This window comes from Rhodobium gokarnense (assembly GCF_025961475.1).
GTDB lineage: Bacteria > Pseudomonadota > Alphaproteobacteria > Rhizobiales > Rhodobiaceae > Rhodobium > Rhodobium gokarnense.
Window position 1 is genome coordinate 248,454 of the sequence record NZ_JAOQNS010000001.1, and the last position, 23,569, is coordinate 272,022.

23 protein-coding genes are annotated in these 23,569 nt (G+C 66.8%); 7 read left to right on the forward strand and 16 right to left on the reverse strand.

Annotation, left to right across the window (positions count from 1 at the left end):
* Positions 1–52: 52 nt before the first annotated feature.
* From M2319_RS01170 to M2319_RS01180, 3 genes are read left to right on the forward strand one after another with little or no spacing between them, the layout of a single operon-like run.
* Complete coding sequence (locus tag M2319_RS01170; protein WP_264599597.1) at positions 53–928, forward strand: ABC transporter permease; 876 nt, start codon at positions 53–55, stop codon at positions 926–928.
* On the forward strand, positions 925–1,716 hold the full coding sequence (locus M2319_RS01175; protein ID WP_264599598.1) for an ABC transporter permease: 792 nt from the start codon (positions 925–927) through the stop codon (positions 1,714–1,716). Before M2319_RS01170 ends, M2319_RS01175 begins: the two co-directional genes overlap by 4 nt.
* A gap of 4 nt (positions 1,717–1,720) precedes the next feature.
* Positions 1,721–2,608 (forward strand): LysR family transcriptional regulator, encoded by an 888-nt coding sequence (locus M2319_RS01180; RefSeq protein WP_264599599.1) that lies wholly within the window; start codon positions 1,721–1,723, stop codon positions 2,606–2,608.
* Between the two features lie 81 nt (positions 2,609–2,689).
* Here the strand turns inward: M2319_RS01180 and M2319_RS01185 are convergent, their stop codons facing one another.
* The 5 genes from M2319_RS01185 to iorA are packed head-to-tail and all read right to left on the reverse strand — an operon-like array spanning position 2,690 to position 7,956.
* Positions 2,690–3,229: a 2-oxoacid:acceptor oxidoreductase family protein gene (locus M2319_RS01185; RefSeq protein ID WP_264599600.1), complete on the reverse strand. Its 540-nt coding sequence runs from the start codon at positions 3,227–3,229 to the stop codon at positions 2,690–2,692.
* Entirely contained in the window at positions 3,229–4,074 is an 846-nt protein-coding gene (locus tag M2319_RS01190) for a 2-oxoacid:ferredoxin oxidoreductase subunit beta (protein WP_264599601.1), read from the reverse strand. Before M2319_RS01190 ends, M2319_RS01185 begins: the two co-directional genes overlap by 1 nt.
* Entirely contained in the window at positions 4,071–5,213 is a 1,143-nt protein-coding gene (locus M2319_RS01195; RefSeq protein ID WP_264599602.1) for a 2-oxoacid:acceptor oxidoreductase subunit alpha, read from the reverse strand. The genes M2319_RS01190 and M2319_RS01195 overlap by 4 nt, the downstream gene beginning before the upstream one ends.
* Entirely contained in the window at positions 5,210–6,139 is a 930-nt protein-coding gene (locus M2319_RS01200; protein WP_264599603.1) for a 2-oxoacid:acceptor oxidoreductase family protein, read from the reverse strand. The genes M2319_RS01195 and M2319_RS01200 overlap by 4 nt, the downstream gene beginning before the upstream one ends.
* A gap of 2 nt (positions 6,140–6,141) precedes the next feature.
* The gene (iorA, locus tag M2319_RS01205; protein WP_264599604.1) at positions 6,142–7,956 is read right to left on the reverse strand and encodes an indolepyruvate ferredoxin oxidoreductase subunit alpha; all 1,815 of its coding nucleotides are present in this window, start codon (positions 7,954–7,956) and stop codon (positions 6,142–6,144) included.
* Positions 7,957–8,119: 163 nt separating this feature from the next.
* Here iorA and M2319_RS01210 point away from each other — a divergent pair, with 163 nt between their 5' ends.
* Positions 8,120–8,674: a CIA30 family protein gene (locus tag M2319_RS01210; protein WP_264599605.1), complete on the forward strand. Its 555-nt coding sequence runs from the start codon at positions 8,120–8,122 to the stop codon at positions 8,672–8,674.
* Positions 8,675–8,678: 4 nt separating this feature from the next.
* Here the strand turns inward: M2319_RS01210 and M2319_RS01215 are convergent, their stop codons facing one another.
* The 9 genes from M2319_RS01215 to M2319_RS01255 all read right to left on the reverse strand — a co-directional run bounded on the left by M2319_RS01215 (position 8,679) and on the right by M2319_RS01255 (position 17,018).
* Complete coding sequence (locus M2319_RS01215) at positions 8,679–9,980, reverse strand: TCR/Tet family MFS transporter (RefSeq protein WP_264599606.1); 1,302 nt, start codon at positions 9,978–9,980, stop codon at positions 8,679–8,681.
* 80 nt (positions 9,981–10,060) lie between these two features.
* The gene (locus M2319_RS01220; RefSeq protein WP_264599607.1) at positions 10,061–10,687 is read right to left on the reverse strand and encodes a bifunctional 4-hydroxy-2-oxoglutarate aldolase/2-dehydro-3-deoxy-phosphogluconate aldolase; all 627 of its coding nucleotides are present in this window, start codon (positions 10,685–10,687) and stop codon (positions 10,061–10,063) included.
* Positions 10,688–10,795: 108 nt separating this feature from the next.
* Positions 10,796–11,905 (reverse strand): sugar kinase, encoded by a 1,110-nt coding sequence (locus M2319_RS01225; RefSeq protein ID WP_264599608.1) that lies wholly within the window; start codon positions 11,903–11,905, stop codon positions 10,796–10,798.
* A gap of 49 nt (positions 11,906–11,954) precedes the next feature.
* Complete coding sequence (locus M2319_RS01230; protein ID WP_264599927.1) at positions 11,955–12,719, reverse strand: SDR family oxidoreductase; 765 nt, start codon at positions 12,717–12,719, stop codon at positions 11,955–11,957.
* An 82-nt stretch (positions 12,720–12,801) separates the two neighbouring features.
* Complete coding sequence (gene kduI / locus M2319_RS01235; RefSeq protein WP_264599609.1) at positions 12,802–13,626, reverse strand: 5-dehydro-4-deoxy-D-glucuronate isomerase; 825 nt, start codon at positions 13,624–13,626, stop codon at positions 12,802–12,804.
* Positions 13,627–13,814: 188 nt separating this feature from the next.
* Positions 13,815–14,132, reverse strand: coding sequence for a cupin domain-containing protein (locus M2319_RS01240; RefSeq protein ID WP_264599610.1), 318 nt, complete (start codon positions 14,130–14,132; stop codon positions 13,815–13,817).
* An 11-nt stretch (positions 14,133–14,143) separates the two neighbouring features.
* Positions 14,144–15,424, reverse strand: a complete 1,281-nt coding sequence (locus tag M2319_RS01245; protein WP_264599611.1) for a TRAP transporter large permease — start codon at positions 15,422–15,424, stop codon at positions 14,144–14,146.
* Positions 15,425–15,426: 2 nt separating this feature from the next.
* Positions 15,427–15,957 (reverse strand): TRAP transporter small permease, encoded by a 531-nt coding sequence (locus tag M2319_RS01250; protein WP_264599612.1) that lies wholly within the window; start codon positions 15,955–15,957, stop codon positions 15,427–15,429.
* Positions 15,958–16,037: 80 nt separating this feature from the next.
* Positions 16,038–17,018: a TRAP transporter substrate-binding protein gene (locus M2319_RS01255; RefSeq protein ID WP_264599613.1), complete on the reverse strand. Its 981-nt coding sequence runs from the start codon at positions 17,016–17,018 to the stop codon at positions 16,038–16,040.
* Positions 17,019–17,562: 544 nt separating this feature from the next.
* Here M2319_RS01255 and M2319_RS01260 point away from each other — a divergent pair.
* On the forward strand, positions 17,563–18,264 hold the full coding sequence (locus M2319_RS01260) for a GntR family transcriptional regulator (RefSeq protein ID WP_264599614.1): 702 nt from the start codon (positions 17,563–17,565) through the stop codon (positions 18,262–18,264).
* 68 nt (positions 18,265–18,332) lie between these two features.
* Here M2319_RS01260 and M2319_RS01265 read toward each other — a convergent pair whose 3' ends face one another.
* Both M2319_RS01265 and manD read right to left on the reverse strand, forming a co-directional pair.
* Positions 18,333–19,871: a UxaA family hydrolase gene (locus M2319_RS01265; protein ID WP_264599615.1), complete on the reverse strand. Its 1,539-nt coding sequence runs from the start codon at positions 19,869–19,871 to the stop codon at positions 18,333–18,335.
* 4 nt (positions 19,872–19,875) lie between these two features.
* On the reverse strand, positions 19,876–21,084 hold the full coding sequence (gene manD / locus M2319_RS01270; protein WP_264599616.1) for a D-mannonate dehydratase ManD: 1,209 nt from the start codon (positions 21,082–21,084) through the stop codon (positions 19,876–19,878).
* 273 nt (positions 21,085–21,357) lie between these two features.
* On the opposite strand from manD, the gene M2319_RS01275 reads away from it, so the two are divergent.
* Positions 21,358–22,140 carry a FadR/GntR family transcriptional regulator gene (locus M2319_RS01275; RefSeq protein ID WP_264599617.1) on the forward strand — a complete coding sequence of 261 codons (783 nt, stop codon included), beginning with the start codon at positions 21,358–21,360 and terminating at the stop codon, positions 22,138–22,140.
* A gap of 4 nt (positions 22,141–22,144) precedes the next feature.
* The gene (gene uxaC / locus M2319_RS01280; RefSeq protein ID WP_264599618.1) at positions 22,145–23,560 is read left to right on the forward strand and encodes a glucuronate isomerase; all 1,416 of its coding nucleotides are present in this window, start codon (positions 22,145–22,147) and stop codon (positions 23,558–23,560) included.
* The last annotated feature ends 9 nt before the right edge of the window (positions 23,561–23,569 follow it).

The window sequence follows — 23,569 nt, forward strand, 5'->3', positions numbered from 1 at the left end:
CTGCGTAACCTCCCATCCAGCATGCGGGCACGCCGATCTTGAGGACACCACGATGAAAAGCATCCGTTTCGACGCTCTTCTTCGCGTCCTCGTGCTCGGCCTGCCGCTCCTTCTGGTGGCGATCCTGATCCTCGGCCCGCTGGGGATCATGGTCGCCGTCAGTTTCTGGAAGAAGACGGGATTTGCCATGGTCCCGGATTTTACATGGCATGCCTATGCGACGTTCCTCTCCGGGGTCCGGATCGAGGTCTTCTGGCGCAGCCTCTGGGTGGCGGCCTCGTCCACCGTCCTGATGCTGCTGATCGCCTATCCGCTCGCCTATATCGTCGCCAAGAAGGTGCGGCCGACCTTGGTCGGGGTGACGCTGTTCCTGTTCTCCGTACCCTTCCTCGTCAACTTCATCATCCGCACCTTTTCCTGGTCGGACATCCTCGGCCGCAGCGGCTTCGTCAACAGCGCGCTGATGGGGCTCGGCCTCACCGATGCGCCGCTCGACTGGTTGCTCTACAGCGATTTCGCGGTCTATCTGGGGCTCGTCACGGCCTATATGCCGTTCATGATCTTTCCGATCTGGCTGTCGCTGTCGGGCACCGACAAGCGCTACGAGCAGGCGAGCTGGGTGCTCGGCGAGGGCCGTCTGATGACCTTCTGGCGGGTGACGCTGCCGCTGTCGCTGCCGGGCGTCTTTGCCGCCGCCATCTTCGGCTTCGTCGGCGCCTTCGGCGAATTCGCCGTCTCCGTCATCCTCGGCGGCACCGGCTACCAGCTTCTCGGCAACTCCATCATCTCCTCGCTCAACGTCATCAACTATCCGCTGGCCTCGGCGATGTCGACGTTCTCCGTCGTCGTCATGCTGGCGCTGCTGGTGGCGTGGTTTTATTTCTTCGATTTGCGCCTCTTCCTCGGCAAGATCATGGGGCGCCGATGACGACGCCGGCACCGACATCCGCGCAGCGCGCCGCCAACGGCCTCGTCTGGGGCTTCGTCGCCCTGGTGCTCGTCTTCCTCTATGCGCCGATGGTGCCGCCGGTGCTGCGCTCGTTCGCCGGTGCCTCGGCGGAGACCGGCGGTCTGTTCGTCAGCTACCGGGCGATTTTTGAGGACCCGCTCCTCATCGGCGGCATCTGGAACACCGTCATGATCGGCGCCATCGTCGCCGTGGTTACGCCCGTTCTGGCACTGGCGATCGCCCAGGCGCTGCGCGAATGGCAGAAGCCGCGGCTGATCCTCGGCCTCGTGCTGTTGCCGCTGTTCGTTCCCGGCGTCAGCATGGGCGTTGCCATGGCCGTGTTCTTCAAGGTGCTCGGCGTCGAGCCGTCGCTGCTCACCATGAGCGTCGTCCAGATCCTCTGGGCGCTGCCGTTCGCGACGCTGGTCATCATGACGGTGATGGCGAGTTTCGAGCAGACCTATCTGGAGGCCGCCTATGTGCTCGGCTCCAACCGCTTCGCCGCGTTCTGGAAGGTGGAGCTGCCCTGCATCCGCCAGGGGCTGTTCGGGGCGGCGGCGTTCTCGCTGATCCTCTCCTTCAACGAGACCATCCGCACCTCGATCGTCCAGGGCGGCCGCAATACCGTGCAGACCTATCTCTGGTCCCAATATCAGCAGGTGGGCCTCAGCCCGGCGCTCTATGCGCTGATGACCTTGCTGATTGTCGCAACGCTCGCTCTTATGGCAGGGATCGTCGTCATTACCCGACGGCGCCAACTCTCCTGAGGCCATGCGCTACCGACAGATCGAAGCCTTCCGCTATGTGATGGTGACCGGCACCACCACCGGTGCCGCCGACGCCATGGCGATCACCCAGCCGGCCGTCAGCCGCCTGATCGCGGACCTGGAGGCCGATCTCGGCTTTCGCCTGTTCAATCGGGTCAAGGGCCGGCTGGCGCCGACCACGGAGGCGCTGCGCTTCTACCAGGGCGTCGAGCAGTTCTATATGGGCCTCGACCATGTGGAGCGGGTGGCCGAACAGATCCGCACCCAGCGGCCGGCCGACCTCAAGGTCTGCGCGACGCCGGCGCTCGCCACCTACATCTTTCCCGAAGCGGTCAAGCGGTTCCGGGTCGACCATCCGGAGGTCAGCCTCGTCATCGAGGGGTTCTCGTCCTCGGAGATCGTCACAAGGCTGCAGACGCACCTGTCGCATCTGGCGGTGACGCTCGCCTTCCCGGAGGTGACCGGCATCGTCCAGGAGCCGCTGATGGAGGCATCGCACGTCTGCGCCGTGCACGAATCCCATCGGTTAGCGCAGAAGGAGGTGGTGACGCCGGAGGATTTCATCGGCGAGGATGTGCTCCGGATCCTGCCGAGCGGCCTCGTCAACTGGAACCGGGTGGCGAAGATCCTCTCCGATGCCGGTGTCGACTACGAGCGCGGCATCGGCATCCAGAACTCCCACACCGGCTACGGCCTCGTCGCGGCGGGGCTGGCCATCGCGCTGATCGAGCCCTTCGCGGCGCCGACCTGGCTCAACAACGGCGTCGTCATCCGCCCGTTCGAGCCGAAGGTGACCTTCCAATACGTCATCGCCCACGCCCAGTCGCTGCAGCAGACCGACACCCAGCGCGCCTTCGCGGAAATCGTCCGGGACCTCTGCCAGGGACCTTGAGGGGCCGCTCTTAAGATCGGAGCCGGGAACGGGCGCGCGACCGGTGCCACGCCGTCTCCCTGTTTTGCCCGGCCTCAGCCCTCACGCCACTTCGGCCACAGCCATCGTCAGACCGGCGGCGAAGGCGTTTTGGTTGAGGCGTTCGAGTTTGGCGGGGGTCATGGCGAGGATGCTGGCGAGGAGGGGCTCGGGCGGGCAGAGGCCGCTCAGGGCCGTCAGGGCGCCGAGGGCGACGATGTTGGTGACGCGCGGGTTGCCGAGGTTTCGGGCGGTCTCGGTGAAGGGGAGCCGGAGCGCGCGGAAGGGGCCTTCGGGGACGGTCGTGACCCGTTCGGCATCGACCAGGACCAGAGAATGGGCACCGAGGAGGCCATCCGAAGCCCGCGCCGCAGCATCGTCGAGGATCAGCAGGTAGTCGAGGCGCCTTGCCAACGGATAGTCGGCCTCGCCGTCGCTGACGACGAGGTCGGAGCGGCTGAGGCCGCCGCGCGAGACCGGCTCATAGGCGTTCGACTGGGCGACGGTGCGGCCGGCGCCGGCGAGCGCCGCCGCCATGATGCGGGCGGAGAGCAGGAGGCCCTGGCCGCCGCTGCCGCTGAAGCGGATTTCCGTCGTCGCCATCACGCCTCCTCCTCGCCGCGCTGGCGGGCTGCCATCGCCCGGTAGGCGGCGCCGTATTCCGGCCGCTCGTTGCGGGCGATGACGCCGGTCTTCAGATGGTTCGGCCGGAACGGCACGTCGACCGTGTTGCGATAGGCGAAGGGGCGCATGGCGCTTTTCTTCGCCAGCATCATCTCCGGCGAGGCGCCGAGGTCGTTCTTGCGGCCGTAGATCTCCGTGCAGTCCGAGAGCACCTCCACGAAGGAGAAGCCCGGATGGGCGATAGCCTGGCGGATCAGGTCGCGGAGCGACAGCACCTGCGCCGTCACGTCCCGGCCGACGAAGCCGGCCCCGGCAGCGGCAACGAGCGCGCAGGCATCGAAGGTCGGCTCGGTGTTGCCGGCCGGCGTCGTCGAGGTATAGCGCCCCTCAGAGGTGGTGGGCGAGACCTGACCGCCGGTCATGCCGTAAATCTCGTTGTTGAGCATCAGGCAGGTGATGTCGAGATTGCGCCGTGCGGCATGGATCAGGTGGTTGCCGCCGATGGCAAGGCAGTCGCCGTCGCCGGTGATGACGATGACGTGGAGGTCGGGGCGCGCGAGCTTCAGGCCGGTGGCGAAGGTCAGCGGCCGGCCGTGAGTGGTATGAAACGTGTTGGCGTCGATATAGGCGCTGAGCCGGCCGGAACAGCCGATGCCGGAGACGACCGCCAGCCTGTCCTTGTCGAGGCCGAGGTCGTGGATCGCCCACAGGAGGGCGCGGAGCGCGATGCCGTGGCCGCAGCCGGGGCAGAGGAAATGCGGCATCTGCTCCTGGCGGATCCAGGCGTTGATGTCGAACGGGTCGGTTTTCAAAGGAGCGTTCATGCCAGCGCCTCCCTTGCGGCGTGGGCGATGTCGTCGGGCGAGATGGCCTGGCCATCGATGCGGTTGAGCGGGCGAGCCTCGGCCCTGCCGGCAAGCACGCGCTCCACCTCCAGCACCAGTTGCCCCTGGTTCATCTCCGGGACCAGCACGGTGCGGGCGCCCGATCTGGCGAGGACGTCGCGGAGCGCCTGTTCCGGGAACGGCCAGAGCGTCACCGGGCGGAAGAGGCCGGCCTTCAATCCCTCGGATCGGAGCTCGCGGATGGCGAGCCGGGCGGCGCGGGCCGAGATGCCGATGGCGACGATCAGGAGATCGGCGTCGTCCGCCTCAAGAACCTGCCAGCGCTCGATCTCCTCGCGGTGCAGTGTCAGCTTGTCGGTGGTGCGCCGCACGGCAGCGGCGGCCTCTGCGGGCACTTGCGTCGGGAAGCCGCCTGGCGCGTGGGTCAGCCCCGTGGTGTGGGCCCTGAACCCGTCGCCGGGCCGCGCCATCGGCGGGATGAGATCGTCGGTGACGGCATAGGGCAAAAAACCCTCGCGCGGGCCGTCGGCGAATTTGCGCCAGACCTCCGGGCCGTCGGGAATGGCGGCAAGGTCGACGGTCTCGGTCAGGTGGCCGATGATTTCGTCGAGGAGCACCACGACCGGGACCCGAAGCCTCTCCGACAGCGCCACCGCGCGCATCGTCTCGGAGTACGCTTCGCTGACGGAAGCCGGCGCCAGCACGACGATGGCGTGGTCGCCATGGGTGCCCCAGCGCGCCTGCATGATGTCGCCCTGGGCCGGGCGCGTCGGCATGCCGGTCGAGGGCCCGCCGCGCATCACATTGACGATGACGCAGGGGATTTCCGCGCCCGAGGCATAGCCGAGGTTTTCCTGCTTCAGCGAAAAACCGGGGCCGGAGGTGGCGGTCATCGCCTTGACGCCGCCCATGGAGGCGCCGATCACCGCGCCCATGGAGGCGATCTCGTCCTCCATCTGGACGAAGGTGCCTCCGACCTTCGGCAGTTCGCGCGACATCACCTCGGCGACTTCGGAGGACGGCGTGATCGGGTAGCCGGCGAAGAACCGGCAGCCGGCGCGGATGGCGCCGAGCGCGCAGGCTTCGTTGCCTTCCAGGTTTCGGCGCAGCGCGGTCATTCGGCGGGCTCCGTGGCGGCTTTGGTCGTGGCGGGGGTATCGGCGACCGGCGTGTTGGTGACGGTGATCGCGAGGTCCGGGCAGAGCCAGGCGCAGAGCTGGCAGCCGGTGCAAAGATCCGGCAGCGCCAGCTCCGCCTTGAGCTGGCCGTTGAGCCGCAGGCAGCGTTCCGGGCAGATCTTCACGCAGATGTCGCAGCCCTTGCACCAGTCCGCGACGATCTCCACGACCGTCTCGACCTCGGGGTGGTGCACTTCGACATGCGCCTTATGGAGCCCGTCGGGCGTGACGTCGATGCGTTTCGGCGCGGCGCCGGCCCAGGCGCGACCCTCGGCGAACGCCTTGCGGTTGATCTCGACGGATTTCTCCGGAACGGTCGCGGAGATGACGTCGAGCCAGGCGTCCTCGGGGAAATCGAGCGCCGTGGACAGGGCGCCGAGGAGCACCGTGTTGGCGGCCTTGGCGTTGCCGAGATTGGCGGCCATCGTCGTTGCGTCCATCACATAGCCGGCGTGCACCTGCTCGATGATCTCCTCCGGCGCCTGGGGCGCATAGGCGGGTTCCGCGCCGCGCTTGCGGCTGAGGCAGGCAAAGGGCGGCACGATCTTCTGGCAGTCGGCGATGAAGGTGCCGGTGTCCGGCTTCAGGTGGCGTAGCCAGCGCAGGCCCTCGGCCCATTCCAGCGCGACCAGGATATCGACCTCGCCCTCGGGGATCGTCGGCGACCAGACCTTGGGGCCGAAGCGGACGTGGCTGAAGACGCCGCCGCCCCTCTTGGCCATGCCGTGGACCTCGCTCTGCTTCACGTCGTGGCCGTCGGCCTGGCAGAGCTGCGCCAGCACCTTTGAGACCATGATGACGCCCTGGCCGCCGACGCCGACGATCAGCACGTTCATGGTGCGGTTCGACTTCTCGCCCATCGCCATCCCTAGTGCACCGGCCGGATCGAGTGGGAGGCGCAGAGCTGGGCGCAGAGGCTGCAGCCGATGCAGGCTTCCGCGTCGATCCGCACCTTGTGGCGGCCCTCGTGCCATTCCTCCGACCAGGTCAGCGCCGGGCAGCCGAGGTTCATGCAGGCCTGGCAGGCGATGCAGCTTGCCTGATCGACCTCCAGCGCCGGGCCCTTGATCTTGACCGGGTCGAGGACGCAAGGGCGGTCGGAAATCACCACTGAGACGCCCCTGTGGCTTGTGGCCTCGCGAAGCTGGCGGTGCATGGTCGCGACGTCGTAGCTGTCGACCTTTTCCACCCACTGGACACCGAGTGACTTGACGAGCTCGACGAAATCGACCCGCGGGGCCACGTCGCCGCGCAGGGTCTTTCCGGTGCCCGGATGGTCCTGGCCGCCGGTCATTGCGGTGATGTGGTTGTCGAGGATGAAGACGGTGATGTCGGCGTTGTTGTAGACCGCATCGATCAGCGGCGGGATGCCGGAATGGAGGAACGTGGAATCGCCGATGGTGGCGACGATGGGCTTTTCCTCGCTGCCGGCCTTGGCCATGCCGACGGCGTTGGCGATGCTGGAGCCCATGGAAACGCAGGTGTCGATGGACTTGAGCGGTTCGACCACGGCAAGCGTGTAGCAGCCGATATCGCCGGCGACCCGGGCATCGAGCGCGCGCAGCACCATGAAGCAGGCCGCGTGCGGGCAGCCGGCGCAGAGCACCGGCGGGCGGATCATCGGCGCGAACTCGAACGGCGCGGCGTTGCTGCGCGGCGCCATCAGCCCGGCGGCGGCAAGCCCGTCATGGACGATCTCCGGCGAGAACTCGCCCTCGCGCGGAAAAAAGGTCTTGCCGTGGCAGGCGATCCCCATCGCCTTCAGCGCATCCTCGATCAGGGGTTCGAGTTCTTCGACGACGATGACCGTCTCAAGGCCATGGCAGAAATCCTGGATCAGCCGGTCCGGCAGCGGCCAGGTGACGCCGAGTTTCAGCACCGGCACGTCGGGCACGCATTCCTTGACGTAGGTATAGGCGATGCCGGAGGTGATGATGCCGACGCTGCCCTCGCCCGCCTCGATGCGGTTGAGGGGGCTCTCGGAAAGCATCTCCTTCAACCGCTTTTCCCGCTCCAGCACCACGCCATGCTGGCGCCTGGCATGGGCCGGGATCATGACGTTCTTTGCGGGGCGGTCCTTGAAGCCATGCCCCGGATGCGCCTCGCGGGGACCGACGGCGACGGCGCTTCGGGTGTGCGACAGGCGGGTGGTGGAGCGCACGAAGACGGGGGTATCGAATGCCTCGGAAAGGTCGAAGGCGGCCTTGGTGAAGTCCAGCGCCTCCTGGCCGTCCGAGGGCTCCAGCACGGGCACCTGGGCAAAGCGCGCATAGATGCGGCTGTCCTGCTCGTTCTGGGAGGAATGGATGCCGGGGTCGTCGCAGACCGCCACCACGAGCCCGCCATTGACCCCGATATAGGAGAACGACATCAGCGCATCGGCGGCAACGTTCAGCCCCACATGCTTCATGGCGGTAAAGGCGCGCACGCCGGCAAAGCTCGCGCCGATGGCGACGTCCATCGCCGTCTTCTCGTTGGTCGACCACTGGGCGTGGATGTCCTCGCGCGGATAGGTCGCAACGGATTCCAGGATCTCGGTGGAGGGCGTGCCGGGATAGGCGGCGGCGACCCGCACGCCGGCCTCCCACACGCCGCGCGCGATGGCCTCGTTGCCGGTCAGCGGCCGGGCGGCACCCGCCGGCTTCGGGTCGGCGGCGCTCTCAGCCAGTGCAGCTTCGGTCATTGTCTTTCCTGTTTCCCCCGCTTTTGAAAATATTGTTACGCTTTCTACTATATGAATAGGAATTTTGTAACAAAGCGCGGATTGACGCGCGTGTTGGTACCGATCCGGTGGGGGACGATGACCGTATGGGAGAGTGCGTCCGGCGTTTTCAGGAGGACCTATGATGCGGACCATGCTCGGGCTTTTCGCCGCCGCGCTTTTGCTGGCGGCATCGATCGGCAACGCAATCGGTGGAGAAAAAGTGATCGACGATTTCCGCTCCAATCCCGACCAGAGATGGCGCTTCATCGCCGACACGGTCATGGGCGGCGTCTCCACGGGCAAGGTTGCCTTCCGGACGGAAGGCGGCGTTTCCTTCGCGGAGATGACCGGTGAGGTCAGCACGGCGAACAATGGCGGCTTCATCCAGTTCAGGCGAAAGGTCAATGCGCCACCCGAAGGGATCACCGGTGTGCGGCTCGTCGCCCGCGGCAACGGCCAGCGCTATTTCGTGCATCTGCGCACCAGCGGGATGATGATGCCCTGGCAGTACTATCAGGCGCCGTTCGAGGCGGGATCGGGATGGCGCGAGATCCCCATCCCGCTGACGGCGTTCAAGCGCTCCGGATCCTTGCTGCGCAAAGTGCCGTGGGCTGCATCGATCAGGTCCGTCGGCATCGTCGCCTACGGGCAAGACCACACGGCGAAGGTCCAGGTGCGCGAGATCGGCTGGTACTGAGTTTTCAGCGCAGCATGCCGTCCGCCCCCGCCGAATCCCTTATGCCGCGCCGGCGCGCGGCGAAATAGGGTACGAAGACGAGGGCTCCGATCAGGGCCGCCAGCAGGAAAGGCGCGCCGGGGAACACCGGCAGCCAGGCAACGCCGCCCGAAAAGGCCGAGAAGAGACCCGTCAGGATCGGCGGCGCGACGAAGAAGACGGCCGCCTTGGCGCTCATGATCGCGCCCTGCACCTCGCCCTGTTCGCTCTCGTCCACCGCATTGGCGGCCAGCCCCTTCATGGCGTTCGACCCGAGGCCGGAGAGCGATGCCAGCACCATCACCCCATAGGCCCAGGCCCCGCTGGTGACGAAGGCGAACAAGAGGAACGTGACGATCGCGAGCGCGGTCGAGCCGATGACCACTTTGTGCTCGCCGAACCGCGCAAGGGCAAAGCGCAGAACGACGCCCTCGGCGAAGGCCAAGAGGATGCCGAAGAGGGCGAGCGACAACCCGACCTCGGTCGTCGACCAGCCATAGACCGCGGGCGTGAAATAGGCCCAGATCGCCGGATAGACATGGAGCGCCAGCTCCAGCAGTGCGAAGGCGGCGATCAGCATGAGGATCGGCTTGACCTTCCAGTAGCGGAGCACCGAGCCAACGGGATTGGCGCGGCGCCAGTCGAACCGGCGCCGACTTTCGGGCCTCAGGCTCTCCGGCAGAACGAAGAGCCCAAAGGCCACATTGGCAAAGCAGAGAAGGCTGGCAACGACGAACGGCGCCCGCGTGTCGAGCGCGCCGAGGAGCCCGCCGAGCGCCGGGCCGATGACGAATCCGACGCCGAACGACATGCCGACGAGGCCGAAATTGGCGGCCCGCTTTTCCGGCGCGGAGACGTCGGCCACATAGGCAAAGGCGGTAACGAACGTCGCCGCCGCCATGCCGGCGAGGATGCGCCCGGCGAACAGCCAGCCGAGCGTCTGCGCCAGCGCCATGATCGTGTAATCAATTCCGAGGCAGGCGAGGCCGACGAGAAGCACGGGCCGGCGGCCGAGACGGTCGGAGAGATTGCCGAGGAGCGGCGCCGACAGGAACTGCATGAAGGCATAGGCGAACATCAGCCAGCCGCCGATCACCGCCGCATCGGCCATCGAGCCGCCCGAGACCTCGCCGATCAGCCGCGGCAGCACCGGGATGATGATGCCGAGGCCGGTGACGTCGATGACGACGGTGATCAGGATGAAGACGATGGCCTTCGCCGACGCCGGGGCCGCCTTGTTGTTCTCGGATGAAGGGTCCCCGCCAGCGGGCGCGCGCGTCTCTTGCATGCGCCTTTGTCGTCGCGCGCCCGGCAACAGTCAACGGGTTATGCGGTTCCCTTCGGGGCGCCGGTATCGACCCGCTCGGCCTATCCCGCGGCGCGCGCGAGGGCGGCTTTGGCCTGGTTGGTGATGGCGGTCCAGTCCTTGTCGGCGATCTGCTTTTTCGTTGCCAGCCAGGAGCCGCCGATGGCGGAGACGACGGGGAGGGAGAGGTAGTCCATCATGTTGTCGAGGGTGATGCCGCCGGTGGGCGAGAATTTGAGGCCCTGGCTGGCATAGGGGCCGGCGAGCGCCTTGATCATCGCCGGGCCGCCGGCCTGGGCGGCGGGGAAGAATTTCAGCACTTTGCAGCCGAGTTCCAGGCCCTGTTCGATCTCCGAGGGGGTCATGACGCCCGGCATGAAGAGGCCGCCGGCGTCCTGGAAGTGCTTCACGACCTTGGCGTTCAAGCCCGGCGCGAAGCCGAAGCGGGCGCCGGCTCCCAAGGCGCGATCCGCCTGCTCCGTCGTCAGCACGGTGCCGGCGCCGAGCATCATGTCCGGGAAGGCCTTGGCGATCCGCCCTATGGCGGCCTCGGCCGCTGCCGTGCGGAACGTGACTTCGATGATGTCGATGCCGCCCTTGAGCAAGGCTTCGGCGAGGGGTTCGGCGTCGGCCGCGTCCTCGATGACGATGACCGGGATGATGCGCCGTTTTAAAAGCTCTTCGAGCATTTTCTTGTCCTTTGGCCACCGGGGGACCGGTGGCGCTCGTTCGATCTGTTATGTTTCAAGCGTGGTGTCGTTTGCATGCCGGTCCCCGGTGTCGGGGACCCACGCCTCTCACCGGTCGACGCGGGCACCGCCGCCGCCGACCAGTTTTTCGACCTCCTTCAGCGAGGCCATGGTGGTGTCGCCCGGCGTCGTCATGGCGAGCGCGCCATGGGCGGCGCCGTACTCGACCGCTTTCTGGGGATCGCCGAAGGTCATCAGGCCGTAGATGAAGCCGGACGCAAAGCTGTCGCCGCCGCCGACCCGGTCCATGATCTCAAGCTCGGGGCGGTGGGTGGCGGTGTGGAATTTCCCGTCCATCCAGCACATGGCGCCCCAGTCGTTGACGGTGGCGGTCTTCACCCCGCGCATGGTCGTCGCCGTCGCCTTGAAGTTCGGGTATTCGGCAACGGCCTTTGCGATCATGCGGCCGAAGGCGCCGGTGTCGAGGTCGGTGAGGTTGTCGTCGACGCCCTCGACCTCAAAGCCGAGGCAGGCGGTGAAGTCTTCCTCGTTGCCGATCATGACGTCGACATGGCGAGCGATCTCGCGGTTGATCTCGCGGCACTTGTCGATGCCGCCGAAACCCTTCCAGAGCGAGGGGCGGTAGTTGAGGTCGTAGGAGACGATGGTGCCGTGCTTTTCGGCTGCCTTCGCCGCCTCGATGACGACCGGGCCGGTGGTTTCCGACAGGGCCGCGAAGATGCCGCCGGTGTGGAACCAGCGCACGCCAAGGGTCCCGAACAGGTGATCCCAGTCGACGTCGCCGGGCTTCAGTTGCGAGGCGGCGGTGTTGCCGCGGTCGGAGCAGCCGACGGCGCCGCGGATGCCGAAGCCGCGTTCGGTGAAGTTGAGGCCGTTGCGCACGGAGCGGCCGATGCCGTCATAGGGCACCCATTTGATCAGCGAGGTGTCGACGCCGCCCTGGAGGATGAAGTCCTCCATCAGGAGGCCGAGCTCGTTGTCGGCGAAGGCGGTGACGACGCCGGCGCGCATGCCGAAGCAGCGCCGGAGGCCGCGGGCGACGTTGTACTCGCCGCCGCCTTCCCAGGCGCGGAACTGGCGCGCGGTGCGGATGCGGCCTTCGCCCGGATCGAGGCGGAGCATGACCTCGCCGAGCGAGACGATGTCGTAGCGGCACTCTTCTGCCGCGCGGATGTGGAGGGTCTTTTCGGTACTCATTGTGTCTCTCTTGTTGTCATTTTCGGTTTTTTTGTTCCCTCCTGCGGTCTTATCGTCCCATCCAGCCGCCATCGACGGCGAGGATGGCGCCGTTCATGTAGTCGGACGCCTTTGAGGCGAGGAATACGACGGGTCCTGCGAAGTCCTCCGGCTCGCCCCAGCGGCCGGCCGGAATACGGCCGAGGATCGCCGCGGCGCGGTCCGGATCGTCCTGCAGGGCCCTGGTGTTGTCGGTGCGGATGTAGCCGGGCGCGATCGCGTTGACGTTGACGCCCCTTGCCGCCCATTCGTTGGAAAGGGCCATGGTGAGCTGGCCGATCGCGCCCTTGCTGGCGGCATAGCCGGGCACGTTGATGCCGCCCTGGAAGGTGAGTAGCGAGGCGGTGAAGATGATCTTGCCGGAGCCGCGCTCCACCATTCCTCTGCCGATCTCGCGCGACAGCACGAACTGGGCGTTGAGGTTGACCTCGATGACCTCGTCCCAGAGGGCGTCCGGGTGCTCGGCCGCGGGCGCCCGGCGGATGGTGCCGGCGTTGTTGACGAGGATGTCGATGGTGCCGATGTCGCGGTTGACCTCATCGGCGAAGGCGGCAAGCGCCTTGCGGTCGGAGAAGTCGCAGGAATAGGCGGCGAAGTCGCGGTCCAGGGCGCGGACCTCTTTTTCGACGGCGCTGCCGTTCTTTTCCAGGGAGGCGCTGACGGCGACGATGTCGGCGCCGGCCTCGGCCAGCGCGACGGCCATCGCCTTGCCGATGCCGCGCCTGGCGCCGGTGACCAGCGCCGTCTTGCCGTCGAGGCGAAATGTGTCGAGCACGCTCATGTCCGGTTCCCTTCGTTGGCAGTCGGGAAAGGGCCGGTGCAGCACCGGAGTGCCGCACCGGCAGTCCAGCGGAAGGTCAGCGCAAATCGCCGGGCTTCAGGTGATCCATGTCGGTGTAGTCGACGTTGTCGCCGGCCATCGCCCAGATGAAGGTGTAGGGGCCGGTGCCGGCGCCGCAGTGCAGCGACCAAGGCGGCGACAGGGCGCCTTCCTCGTTGGCGATCATCAGGTGGCGGGTGTGCTCCGGTCGGCCCATCAGGTGCACCAGCCGGGCGTCCGGATCCATGTTGATGTAGAAATAGGCCTCCATGCGCCGGTCGTGGCGGTGGCAGGGCATGGTGTTCCAGACCGAGCCGTCCTCCAGCGTGGTGTAGCCGAGGACGAGCTGGCAGCTCTCCATCACCAGCGGATGGATGAACTGGCGGATGGTGCGCTTGTTGGAGGTCGCCGGATCGCCGAGCTTGACCTCCACGCAGTCGGCGACGGTGATGAGGCGGGCCGGGAACTCCTTGTGGGCCGGGGCCGAGGCGAGGTAGTAGCGCCCGTCGCCTTCGAAGGTGACGGCGCCGCTGCCCTTGCCGAGATAGAGCACGTCGCCATTGTTCAGCGTCCAGGTCTCACCGCCGGCCGAGACGGTGCCGGTGTCGCCGATATTGACGACGCCCATCTCGCGGCGCTCCAGGAAGGTCGCGGTGCGGGTCTCGTCGACGACGTCCAGCACCACCTTGCCGCCGGCCGGCAGGGCGCCGCCCACGGTCATGCGGTCGTAGTGGGAATAGACGAGGTTGATCTCGCCGTCCTTGAACAGTCCCGAGACGAGGAAATGCCGGCGCAGGTCTTCCGTGCCCATCGTCTCGGCGTGCTCGTAGTGGACGGCGTGGCGGGTTTCAACGTTCAGCATCTTCATCTCCTTCGTGTCGTTCCTTGCGGCGGCCGACCACCGGGAGGAGGAGTGGTCGGCCGCCGGCTTTCGCGGGGTCTGAGTCGCCGGTTTTCCGGCTTCCGCGAATGGTGTTTCGTTCAGGCCCTGCTTCTTTTTCCTAACGTTTGTGCGCTCCCGTCGGCTCCCTCGGCTCCATTGCAGGGCGTTCAGAGAAAATCGTCCCGCCGCGGCGTGAAACAGTCGATCAGGCGGCCCGCCTCAAGGCAGGTGCAGCCATGGACGGCGCCGGACGGGATGACGAAGCTGTCGCCTTTCGCGACCTCGAATTCCTCGCCGTCGACGGAGAAGGCGAAGCGGCCATCCTCCACATAGGTCGACTGGACGTGCGGGTGGCTGTGCAGATCGCCGATGCCGCCGGTCTCGAAGGTGAAGGCGACGACCATCAGGGCTTCACTCTCCGACAGCACCTGGCGGGTGACGCCGGGGCCGGAGGGTTTTTTCTCTCTTGGTTCAACGAATGCCATGGTCGGTTTTCCTAGTGGAACAGCGACGGCAGCCACAGCGACAGCGCCGGGATGTAGGTGACCAGCATCAGCGTGAAGACGCCGGCGAGGTAGAACGGCCAGATCGTCTTGACGACGTCCCAGACCGGCATCTTGCCGACGGCGCAGCCGACGAAGAGCACCGTGCCGACGGGGGGCGTGCACAGGCCAATGCCGAGGTTGAGGACGAGGATGATGCCGAACTGCACCGGGTCGACGTTGAACTCCATCGCCACCGGCAGGAAGATCGGCGTGGTGATGACGATCAGCGGCGACATGTCCATGAACGAGCCGAGGATGAGCAAGAGGACGTTGATCAGCAGCAGGATGACGATCGGGCTGTCGGAGAGGTCGCGCATGAACTCCACGAGCTGGGTCGGGATCCTGAGAAAGGCGAGGAGCCAGCCGAAGGCAGCGGCGCAGCCGATCACCATCAGCACCATGGCGGTGGTGCGCACCGCATCGGAGACGGCCATCCGGAACTGCTCGAAATTCATCGTCCGGTAGAGGAAGAAGATCGCGAACATGGCGTAGACGACGGCGATGCAGGAGCTTTCCGAGGCGGTGAAGACGCCGGAGCGGACGCCGCCGAAGATGATGGCGACGAGGACGAGGCCGGGCGTTGCCGAGAGCAGCAGGCTGCCGACGGCGCGAATGCCGGGGAAGTCCTCCAGCGGATAGCCGCGCTTCCTGGCGACGATCCAGGCGGCGACCATCAGCGACAGCGCCAGCACCAGGCCGGGGATGATGCCGGCGGTGAAGAGGTCGGCGATCGAGATGCGCCCGCCACCGGCGATCGAATAGATGATCAGGTTGTGGGACGGCGGCAGCATCAGGGCGATGATGGAGCTGACGACCGTGATGTTGACGGCGTAGTCGGCGTCGTAGCCGCGCTCCTTCATCTGCGGCACCATCAGGCCGCCGATGGCCGAGGCGTCGGCCGCGGCCGAGCCGGAAATGCCGCCGAAGAGGACCGAGGCGAGGATGTTGACCTGGCCGAGGCCGCCGCGGAAATGGCCGACCGCGGCGCCGGCGAGCGCGACCAGCCGGCGCGCGATGTCGCCGCGGACCATCAGATTGCCGGCGAAGATGAAGAACGGGATCGCCATCAGGGCGAAGATGCTGACGCCGGAATTGAGGCGCTGGAACACCACCACGGGCGGCAGGCCGAGATAGGCGATGGTGGCGAAGGACGAAACGCCGAGACAGAAGGCGATCGGCGTTCCGATCAGAAGCAGGAAGGTAAAGGTGCCGAAGAGGATCCAGTACTCCATGGTCAGCGATCCTCGTCCGGGAGTTCGACTTCGCCGAAGCGGGCGGTCACCAGGCCGGCGGCCCGGCGGGCGAGCCGTTCCAGCGAGAACAGCACCAGCAGCACGCCGCCGGAAATGAGGGCGAGGAAGGCGGTGCCGCCGGACCAGCCGACATTGGGGATGGTGGTCGGCCAGGTGGCGTCCGCGAGCTGGACGCCGTAGCCGATCATGCCGCAGCCGAAGGCGACGACGACGAGGTCGGAGACGGTGTGGAGCACCTTCTTCACCCGGTCCGGCAGCAGGTAGAGGAAGACGTCGAAGGACAGGTGGTAGCCTTCGCGGATGCCGACCGCGGCGCCGAGGAAGATGAACCAGCCCATGATCAGGACGGACACGCTCTCGGTCCAGGTCGGGGTGTCGTTGAGCACGAAGCGGCCGAACACCTGCCAGGCGATGAACGCGGTCATCAGAACGAGGCCGATGCCGGACAGCGCCAGGGCGATGCGGGCGAGGATGGCCATCACCCGCGTCAGTATCAGGAAGAACGTCGTCACGATGGCACCACCGGGCGGGCGACTGGGTTGGGAGCCCGGCCCCCGGGAAAGGGGCCGGGCCGCGGGCGTTGCGGGCGTGCCTATTCGGTCGCCTGGATGCGTTCCACGAGGGACTTCAGCTTGTCGGAGGTGACGAACTCGTCATAGACCGGCTTCATCGCCTCGATGAACGGGGTCTTGTCGATGTCGGAGACGATCTTGACGCCGGCTTCCTTGACCTTCGCCTCGGACGCGGCTTCGCGCTCGGCCCAGAGCTTGCGCATGTAGGGCACGGACTCCTTGGCGGCTTCGCGCACGGCGGCCTGGTCTTCGGCCGAGAGCTTGTCCCAGGTCTTCTTCGACATCACGAGCACTTCCGGCACGATCAGGTGCTGGTCGAGCGTGTAGTAGGGCGCGACCTCGAAGTGGCCGGAGGATTCAAAGGACGGCCAGTTGTTCTCCGCGCCGTCGATGACGCCGGTCTGGATCGAGGAATAGACCTCGCCATAGGGCATCGGCGTGGCGTTGCCGCCGAGGGCATCGACCATCTTGACGAAGACGTCGGACTGCATGACGCGGAACTTCATGCCCTTGAGGTCGTCCATGCTCATGATCGGCTTCTGGCTGTTGTAGAACGAGCGCGCGCCGGCGTCGTAGAAGCACAGGCCGATCAGGCCATGCGCCTCGAAGGCCTTCAGGATGTCCTCGCCGATCGGGCCGTCCATGACCTTGTGCATGTGGTCGATGGAACGGAAGATGTAGGGCAGCGAGGGGACCTTGGTCTCTTCGATGATGTTGTTGAACGGCCCGAGCGAGACGCGGTCGAGGTCGATGACGCCGAACTGGGTCTGCTCGATGGAGTCCTTCTCCTCGCCGAGCTGGGCGGAGTGGAAGACCTCGATGCCGAGGCGGCCGTCGGTCTTTTCCTCAAGCAGCTTGCCCATGTACTTGACCGCCTCGACGGTCGGATAGCCGTCGGGGTGGGTGTCGGACGAGCGCAGCATGGTCTCGGCCGCATTGGCCGCGAGCGCGGTGGATGCGAGCATCGCCGCGGCAATCGTTATTTTCTTCAAGAGTTGCATGGTCATTTCCTCCTAGTGAGCCTTTGCGGCTGGGGTGCAGGTCGAACTCCTCGAAAGGGTCCGCCTGCGGCCTGTTGCGCCCGTCGGGGCGTGGTAGGGCTTCCTCCCTCCTGATCCGGGCCGCGGACACGCCCTGGCACGGCGCGCATGGCGCCGGCACAGGCATCCTGGGCAGGGAGCAGGAAGGGGAAGAGGGGAAGGCGCCCTGTCGGGACGGCCTTGAACCACGGTGTGTCTTGTCGAATGCCGGTCGTGCCTTCGGCCCGCGCGGCTGCGGGAATGCCGATCTTTTCGACACCAAAGGCTGCGCCTCTCGGCTTTTTCGTTCCACGAGCCCCTCCCAAAAAAGCTCACGGTTCATGAGGGTAGCCGAAGCATTAATATTCTAATATGCTAGTCGGCATTCGGAGTCAATCCGGTATCGTGCGCGCCGCGCCGGGACAGTCGTCGCGGAGATGCTAAAAGGTGGCGTGAAGGGATTCGGTTCGGCGCCCGGTGCAGCGGGAGCCCGGGCGCGGCCGGTTCGAGAATGCGGGGATGTGATGTGATTGAAGGGCTGAAATCGCTGACGTTCGATCGGGCGCGGCCTCCCTCGGTCACCGACCAGGTGTACGAGGAGCTCTATGTGCGGATCATGAAGCTGGTGCTGCCGCCGGGGGCCAAGCTCTCGGAAGCCGAGGTCGCCGGGCAGATGGGCGTCAGCCGGCAGCCGGTGCGCGATGCGTTCTACCGGCTCTCCCAGGTCAAGCTCCTGATGATCCGGCCGCAGCGGGCGACGGTCGTCACGCCGATCTCGATCGAGGCGGTCTATGAGGCGATCTTCGTGCGCACGGCGCTGGAGATGGAGACGGTGCGGGCGGCGATCCCCAATCTCGACGCGGCGCGCCTCGGCGCCCTGGAGGACCTTCTGGAGCGCCAGCGCAAGGCCGTCGCGGCCGACGACCGCGAGACCTTCCACATGTATGACGACCGGTTCCACTTTACGATCTGCGAGGCGGCCGGGCACGCCCATGTCTGGACGCTGATCCAGAACCACAAGGCGCATATGGACCGCATCCGCTACCTGTCGCTGGAAAACGGCGCCGGCTTTGCGCTGGAAGAGCACCTCAGGATCTTCGACCGGCTCGCGGCCCGGGACGAGGCGGGCGCGCTCGACGAGATGCGCCAGCATTTGCAGCGCATCGGCACCAAGCTCGAGGGTGTCCGGGCGGCCCATGCGGAGTGTTTCGACCTGGAGGCGAGTTGAGCTGCCGGCCGGGCGGCTGACTGTCGGGCGCCGCGCGCTGCGGAATGCCGTGGCGGTGCGGACGGCCATCACAGCACCGCCCCGACGGACCACGGGGCGAATTCCTCGTCGCCGTAGCCGTTCTCTTCGCTGCGGGTGAGCGTGCCGGAGGCCGCGGCGATCACCGCGTCGAGGATGATCCGGCCCATCGTCTCCACGGTCTCGGTGCCGTCGAGGATCAGGCCGGCATTGATGTCCATGTCGTCGGGCATGCGCTCGTAGAGCGCCGTCGTCGTCGCCAGCTTCAGGGTCGGCACCGGCTTGGCGCCGAAGGCCGAGCCGCGGCCCGTCGTGAAGCAGATGACGTTGGCGCCGCCGGCGATCAGGCCCGTCACCGAGGAGGGGTCGTAGCCGGGCGTGTCCATGAAGGAAAAGCCCTTTGCCGTGATCGGCGCGCCGTAGTCGGCGACGCCGTTGAGCGGGGTCGTGCCGCCCTTGGCGACGGCGCCCAGCGATTTTTCCAGGATGGTGGTCAGCCCGCCCGCCTTGTTGCCGGCCGAGGGGTTGTTGTCGAGGCTGGCGCCGCGCCTTTCGGCATAGTCCTGCCACCAGGCGACGCGCTCCTTGAGGGTTTCTGCGATCTCGGGCGTTGCCGCGCGGGCGATCAGCAGGTGCTCGGCGCCGAAAATCTCGGGCGTCTCCGCCAGCACCGCCGAGCCGCCCATGGCGACGAGGAGGTCGGCGGCGCGGCCGAGGGCCGGATTGGCGGTGATGCCCGACCAGGCGTCCGAGCCGCCGCATTCGAGGCCCAAAATCAGTTCGCTTGCAGGGATCGGCTCGCGCTGCCACCGGTTCGCCGCCGGCAGCATGTCGCGGACGATGGCGATGCCGTCCTCGATGGTCTTTTTCGTGCCGCCGCTGTCCTGGATGACGAGGTAGCGGGCGTTGTCGTCCTCCGGCAGGCCGTAATTGCCGGCAACGGCGCCGACGGCGTTGGATTCGCACCCCAAACCGACGATGAGGAAGCCGGCAACGTTCGGGTGGCGGGCATAGCCGGCGATCACGCGCTGCAGGTGGGGATCGGCGATGCAGCCGAAATCGTGGGTGAGGGCGACGACGCCGTCGACATTGGGGAAGTCGGCGAGGGGGTCGCCCAGGATCGGGTGGGCTTTGAACGCATCGGCAATGCCGCGGCAGACGGTGGCCGAGCAGTTCACGGTGGACAGCACCAGCAGATAGTTGCGGGTGCCGGCGCGGCCGTCGGCGCGGCGATAGCCTTCGAAGGTCGGCACGGGGCCGGCGGGCGCCTCTAAGGTGGCCGCTGGCGCGGCGGAGGCGTGACGCTCGAAGTCGCGGACCTCGACATTGTGGGTGTGGACGTGGGCGCCCGCAAGGATGTCGGCCGAGGCGAAGCCGATGGTCTGGTTGTATTTTGTGACCGGTGCGCCCGCTGCCATCGCCTTTGATGCCAGCTTGTGGCCCTGCGGGATGGCCTCGACGAGCCTCACCGCCCCGTGCGGCGTCTCCACGGTCTCGCCGGCCGCCAGGTCGACGGCGGCGATCATCACCGCGTCGGCCGGGTGGAGGGCGATCGCCCGCGCAGTGCTTGTCGGGGTCCCGTCGGCCATCCGCTCACCAATTGTACATGGTGCCGTCCTCAAGACGGTTCACCGGCAGGTAGGCGCGGCTGTAGGGGTATTTGGCGGCAAGCTCCTCGTCGATGTCGACGCCGTGGCCCGGCGCGTCGCCCGGGTGCAAATAGCCGTCCTCGAACCAGTAGGAATGGGGGAAGACGGCGTCGGTCTCTTCTGTATGCGTCATATATTCCTGGATGCCGAAATTCGGCACCCAGGTGTCGAAGTGCAGCGCTGCGCCCATGCACACGGGCGACAGATCCGTGGCGCCGTGGCAGCCGGTGCGCACATGGTGGATGTCGGCAAGGGTGGCGATGCGGCGCAGATGCGTGATGCCGCCGGCATGGACGACCGTCGCGCGGATATAGTCGATCAACCCTTCCTCGATCAGGGTCCGGCACTGCCACAGGGTGTTGAAGATCTCGCCGATGGCGATCGGCGTCACCGTGTGCTGGCGGATGGTGCGGAACGCCGCCTGGTTCTCCGCCGGCGTCACGTCTTCCATCCAGAACAGGCGATAGGGCTCCAGCGACTTGCCAAGCCGGGCCGCCTCGATCGGCGTCAGCCGGTGGTGGGCGTCGTGAAGGAGGTGCGGGCCGAAGCCGAATTTCTCGCGCAGGCGCTCGAAGAGCTGCGGCACGTGGTCGAGGTATTTCTCGCTCGACCAGACGTTCTCCGTCGGCAGGTCCGCATCGGCCGGCTCGTAAAACATCTTGTCCCTGGAGACGCCGTAGGTGGAGGGCAGACCCGGAATGCCGCACTGGGCGCGCACGGCCTTGTAGCCGAGGTCGAGGAACTTGGCGACCTCGTCGACCGTCTCGGAAATGTCGGCGCCGTTGGCGTGGCCGTAGACCATGACGCCGTTCCGGCTCCTGCCGCCGAGGAGCTGGTAGAGCGGCATGCCCGCCGCCTTGGCCTTGATGTCCCAGAGCGCGGTGTCGACGGCGGCGATCGCGCTCATCGTCACCGGGCCGCCGCGCCAGTAGGCGCCGCGATAGAGATACTGCCAGATGTCCTCGACCTGCTGCGGGTCGCGGCCGATCAGGCAGGGAATGACGTGGTCGGTGAGGTATGACGCGACGGCCAGCTCGCGGCCGTTGAGGGTGGCATCGCCAAGGCCGGTGAGGCCCTCGTCGGTCTCGATCTTCAGGGTGACGAAGTTGCGGCCCGGACAGGTGACGATGACCTTGGCGGAACGGATCTTCATGTTCTTGTCCTTGGCTCCTTCGCCTGCCGGGGCTGTGTCACGCCGTCTCGGTCGTGTCCCGGTGCGGTTCCCGACGGTGCTTTCCGCGCCGCGTCCTGACGCTCGGCCCAGCGGGTTTCCTTCGCCGCCGCTCCCGGCCCAATTCCGCGGCCTCGCACTCCCAAAAACTCCTGGTTTGAGGCCTCTCAAAATTGGCCTGACCACTTGACCACCAGGGCATCTGACCATAGGATTCCGGGGACGTCAAGAAAGGGAAAAGGAGCCGCGCCAGGCATGCCCGTCGAGCCGATCAAACCGCGACGCCTCTACCAGGAAGTCGCCGACCAGCTTTCCCGGCTGATCGCCGGCGGTGAGTTCAAGCCGGGCACGCGGCTGCCCTCGGAACGCGATCTTGCCCAGAGCCTGCAGGTCTCGCGGCCGACGATCCGCGAGGCGATGATCGCGCTGGAGATTGCCGGGGCGATCGAGATCCGCACCGGCAGCGGCGTCTTCGTGCGCGATCCGGCCCGGTCGACCGCCAAGTCCGTCGCCGAGGCCGACATCGGCCCGGGCCCGTTCGAGCTGATGGAGGCGCGCATCCATATCGAGGGCGAGGCGGCGGCGATTGCGGCCGAGCGGCTGACGGAGTTCGACCGCGCGGCGCTGGAAAAGGCGCTCGCCGAGATGGAGCGGCTCGCCGACCGTCAGCAGTCGATCGAGGCGGCCGACCGGGAGTTCCACCAGATCATCGGCCGGGCGACCCGCAACAGCGCCATGGCGGCGGCCGTCGACCAGCTCTGGGCGTTCCGCGCCCGCAACTCCATGTGGGGCAAGCTCCACGAGCTGATCGGTGAGATAAAAAAGCACCGGGACTGGAACGACGACCTCAACGCGCTCACCGACCACCGCGCCATCCTGGAGGCGTTCGACACCGGCGATGCGCAAAAGGCCCGCGCCGCCATGCAGGCGCATTTGAGGCGCCTCAACGACGTGCTGATGACCGCCTCGGAACTCGACCTCATTCAACTCGACGACCGGCAACCAGGCGACAAGACCGCGCCGGCGGCCAGGGAGTAGCGCCATGTCCGCAGAGCTTCTCGTCCACGAAGACCGGCTGTTTCCGTCCGACCCCGGGGTCAGGGCGCTGGCGCGCGAGCTCTATGCCGGCGTCAGGGACCTGCCGCTGATCTCGCCGCACGGCCACACCAACCCGGCCTGGTTCGCCGAGAACGCGCCGTTCCCCGATCCCGCGACTCTCTTCCTCCAGCCGGACCACTATCTGTTCCGCATGCTCTACAGCCAGGGCTGGCGGCTGGAAGACCTCGGCATTCCGCGCCGCGACGGCGGTCCGGTGGAAACCGACACGCGCAAGATCTGGCGCATCTTTGCGGAAAACTATTTCCTCTTCCGCGGCACGCCCTCGCGGATGTGGTTCGACCATGCGCTCTCCTTCGTTTTCGGCATCGACAAGGGGCTGTCGCCGGAGACGGCCGACGAGATCTACGACGCCATCGAGGAGAAGCTTGCGAAGCCGGAATTCCGGCCGCGGGCGCTGTTCGACCGGTTCAATATCGAGGTGATCGCGACGACGGAGCCGCCGAACGACGACCTCCGCCATCACGACGCGATCAGGGCGAGCGACTGGGGCGGCCGGGTCATCACCGCGTTCCGGCCCGACCCGGTGGTCGATCCGGAGTTCGCCGGTTTTTCCGACAACATCGACAGGCTTGGCGCGCTCACCGGCGAGAACACCCGGACCTGGTCCGGCTATCTTGCTGCGCTGCGCCAGCGCCGCGCCTATTTCATGGAGCGCGGCGCGACCTCGAGCGACCACGGCCATCCGAGCGCGCTGACCGCCGATCTTTCCAAGGCCGATTGCGAGGTGCTGTTCGCCAAGGTGCTGACCAGCGACCATACGGCGGGCGAGGCGGAAATCTTCCGCGCCCAGATGCTGACGGAAATGGCGGCGATGAGCCTCGATGACGGGCTGGTGCTTCAGATCCATCCGGGGAGCCTGCGGAACCACAACAGGCTACTCTTCGAGACGTTCGGCCGCGACATGGGCGCCGACATTCCGATGCAGACGGACTATGTCAACGCGCTGCGGCCGCTGCTCGACCGGTTCGGCAACGAGCCTGGCCTTTCTATCATCCTCTTCACCCTCGACGAGACCGCCTACAGCCGCGAACTGGCGACCCTCGCCGGCCATTATCCGACGGTGAAGCTGGGGCCGGCCTGGTGGTTCTACGACAGCCCGGAGGGCATGCTGCGCTACCGCCGGGCGGTGACGGAGACGGCCGGCTTCTACAACACCGTCGGCTTCAACGACGACACCCGCGCCTTCCTGTCGATCCCGGCCCGCCACGACGTCGCCAGGCGCATCGACTGCCGGTTCCTTGCCGAACTGGTCGCCGAACACCGGCTCGGCGAGGCGGAGGCCGCCGAGGTCGCCCACGACCTTGCCTACCGGCTGGCGAAATCCGCCTACAAGCTCTGAGGCGGCACG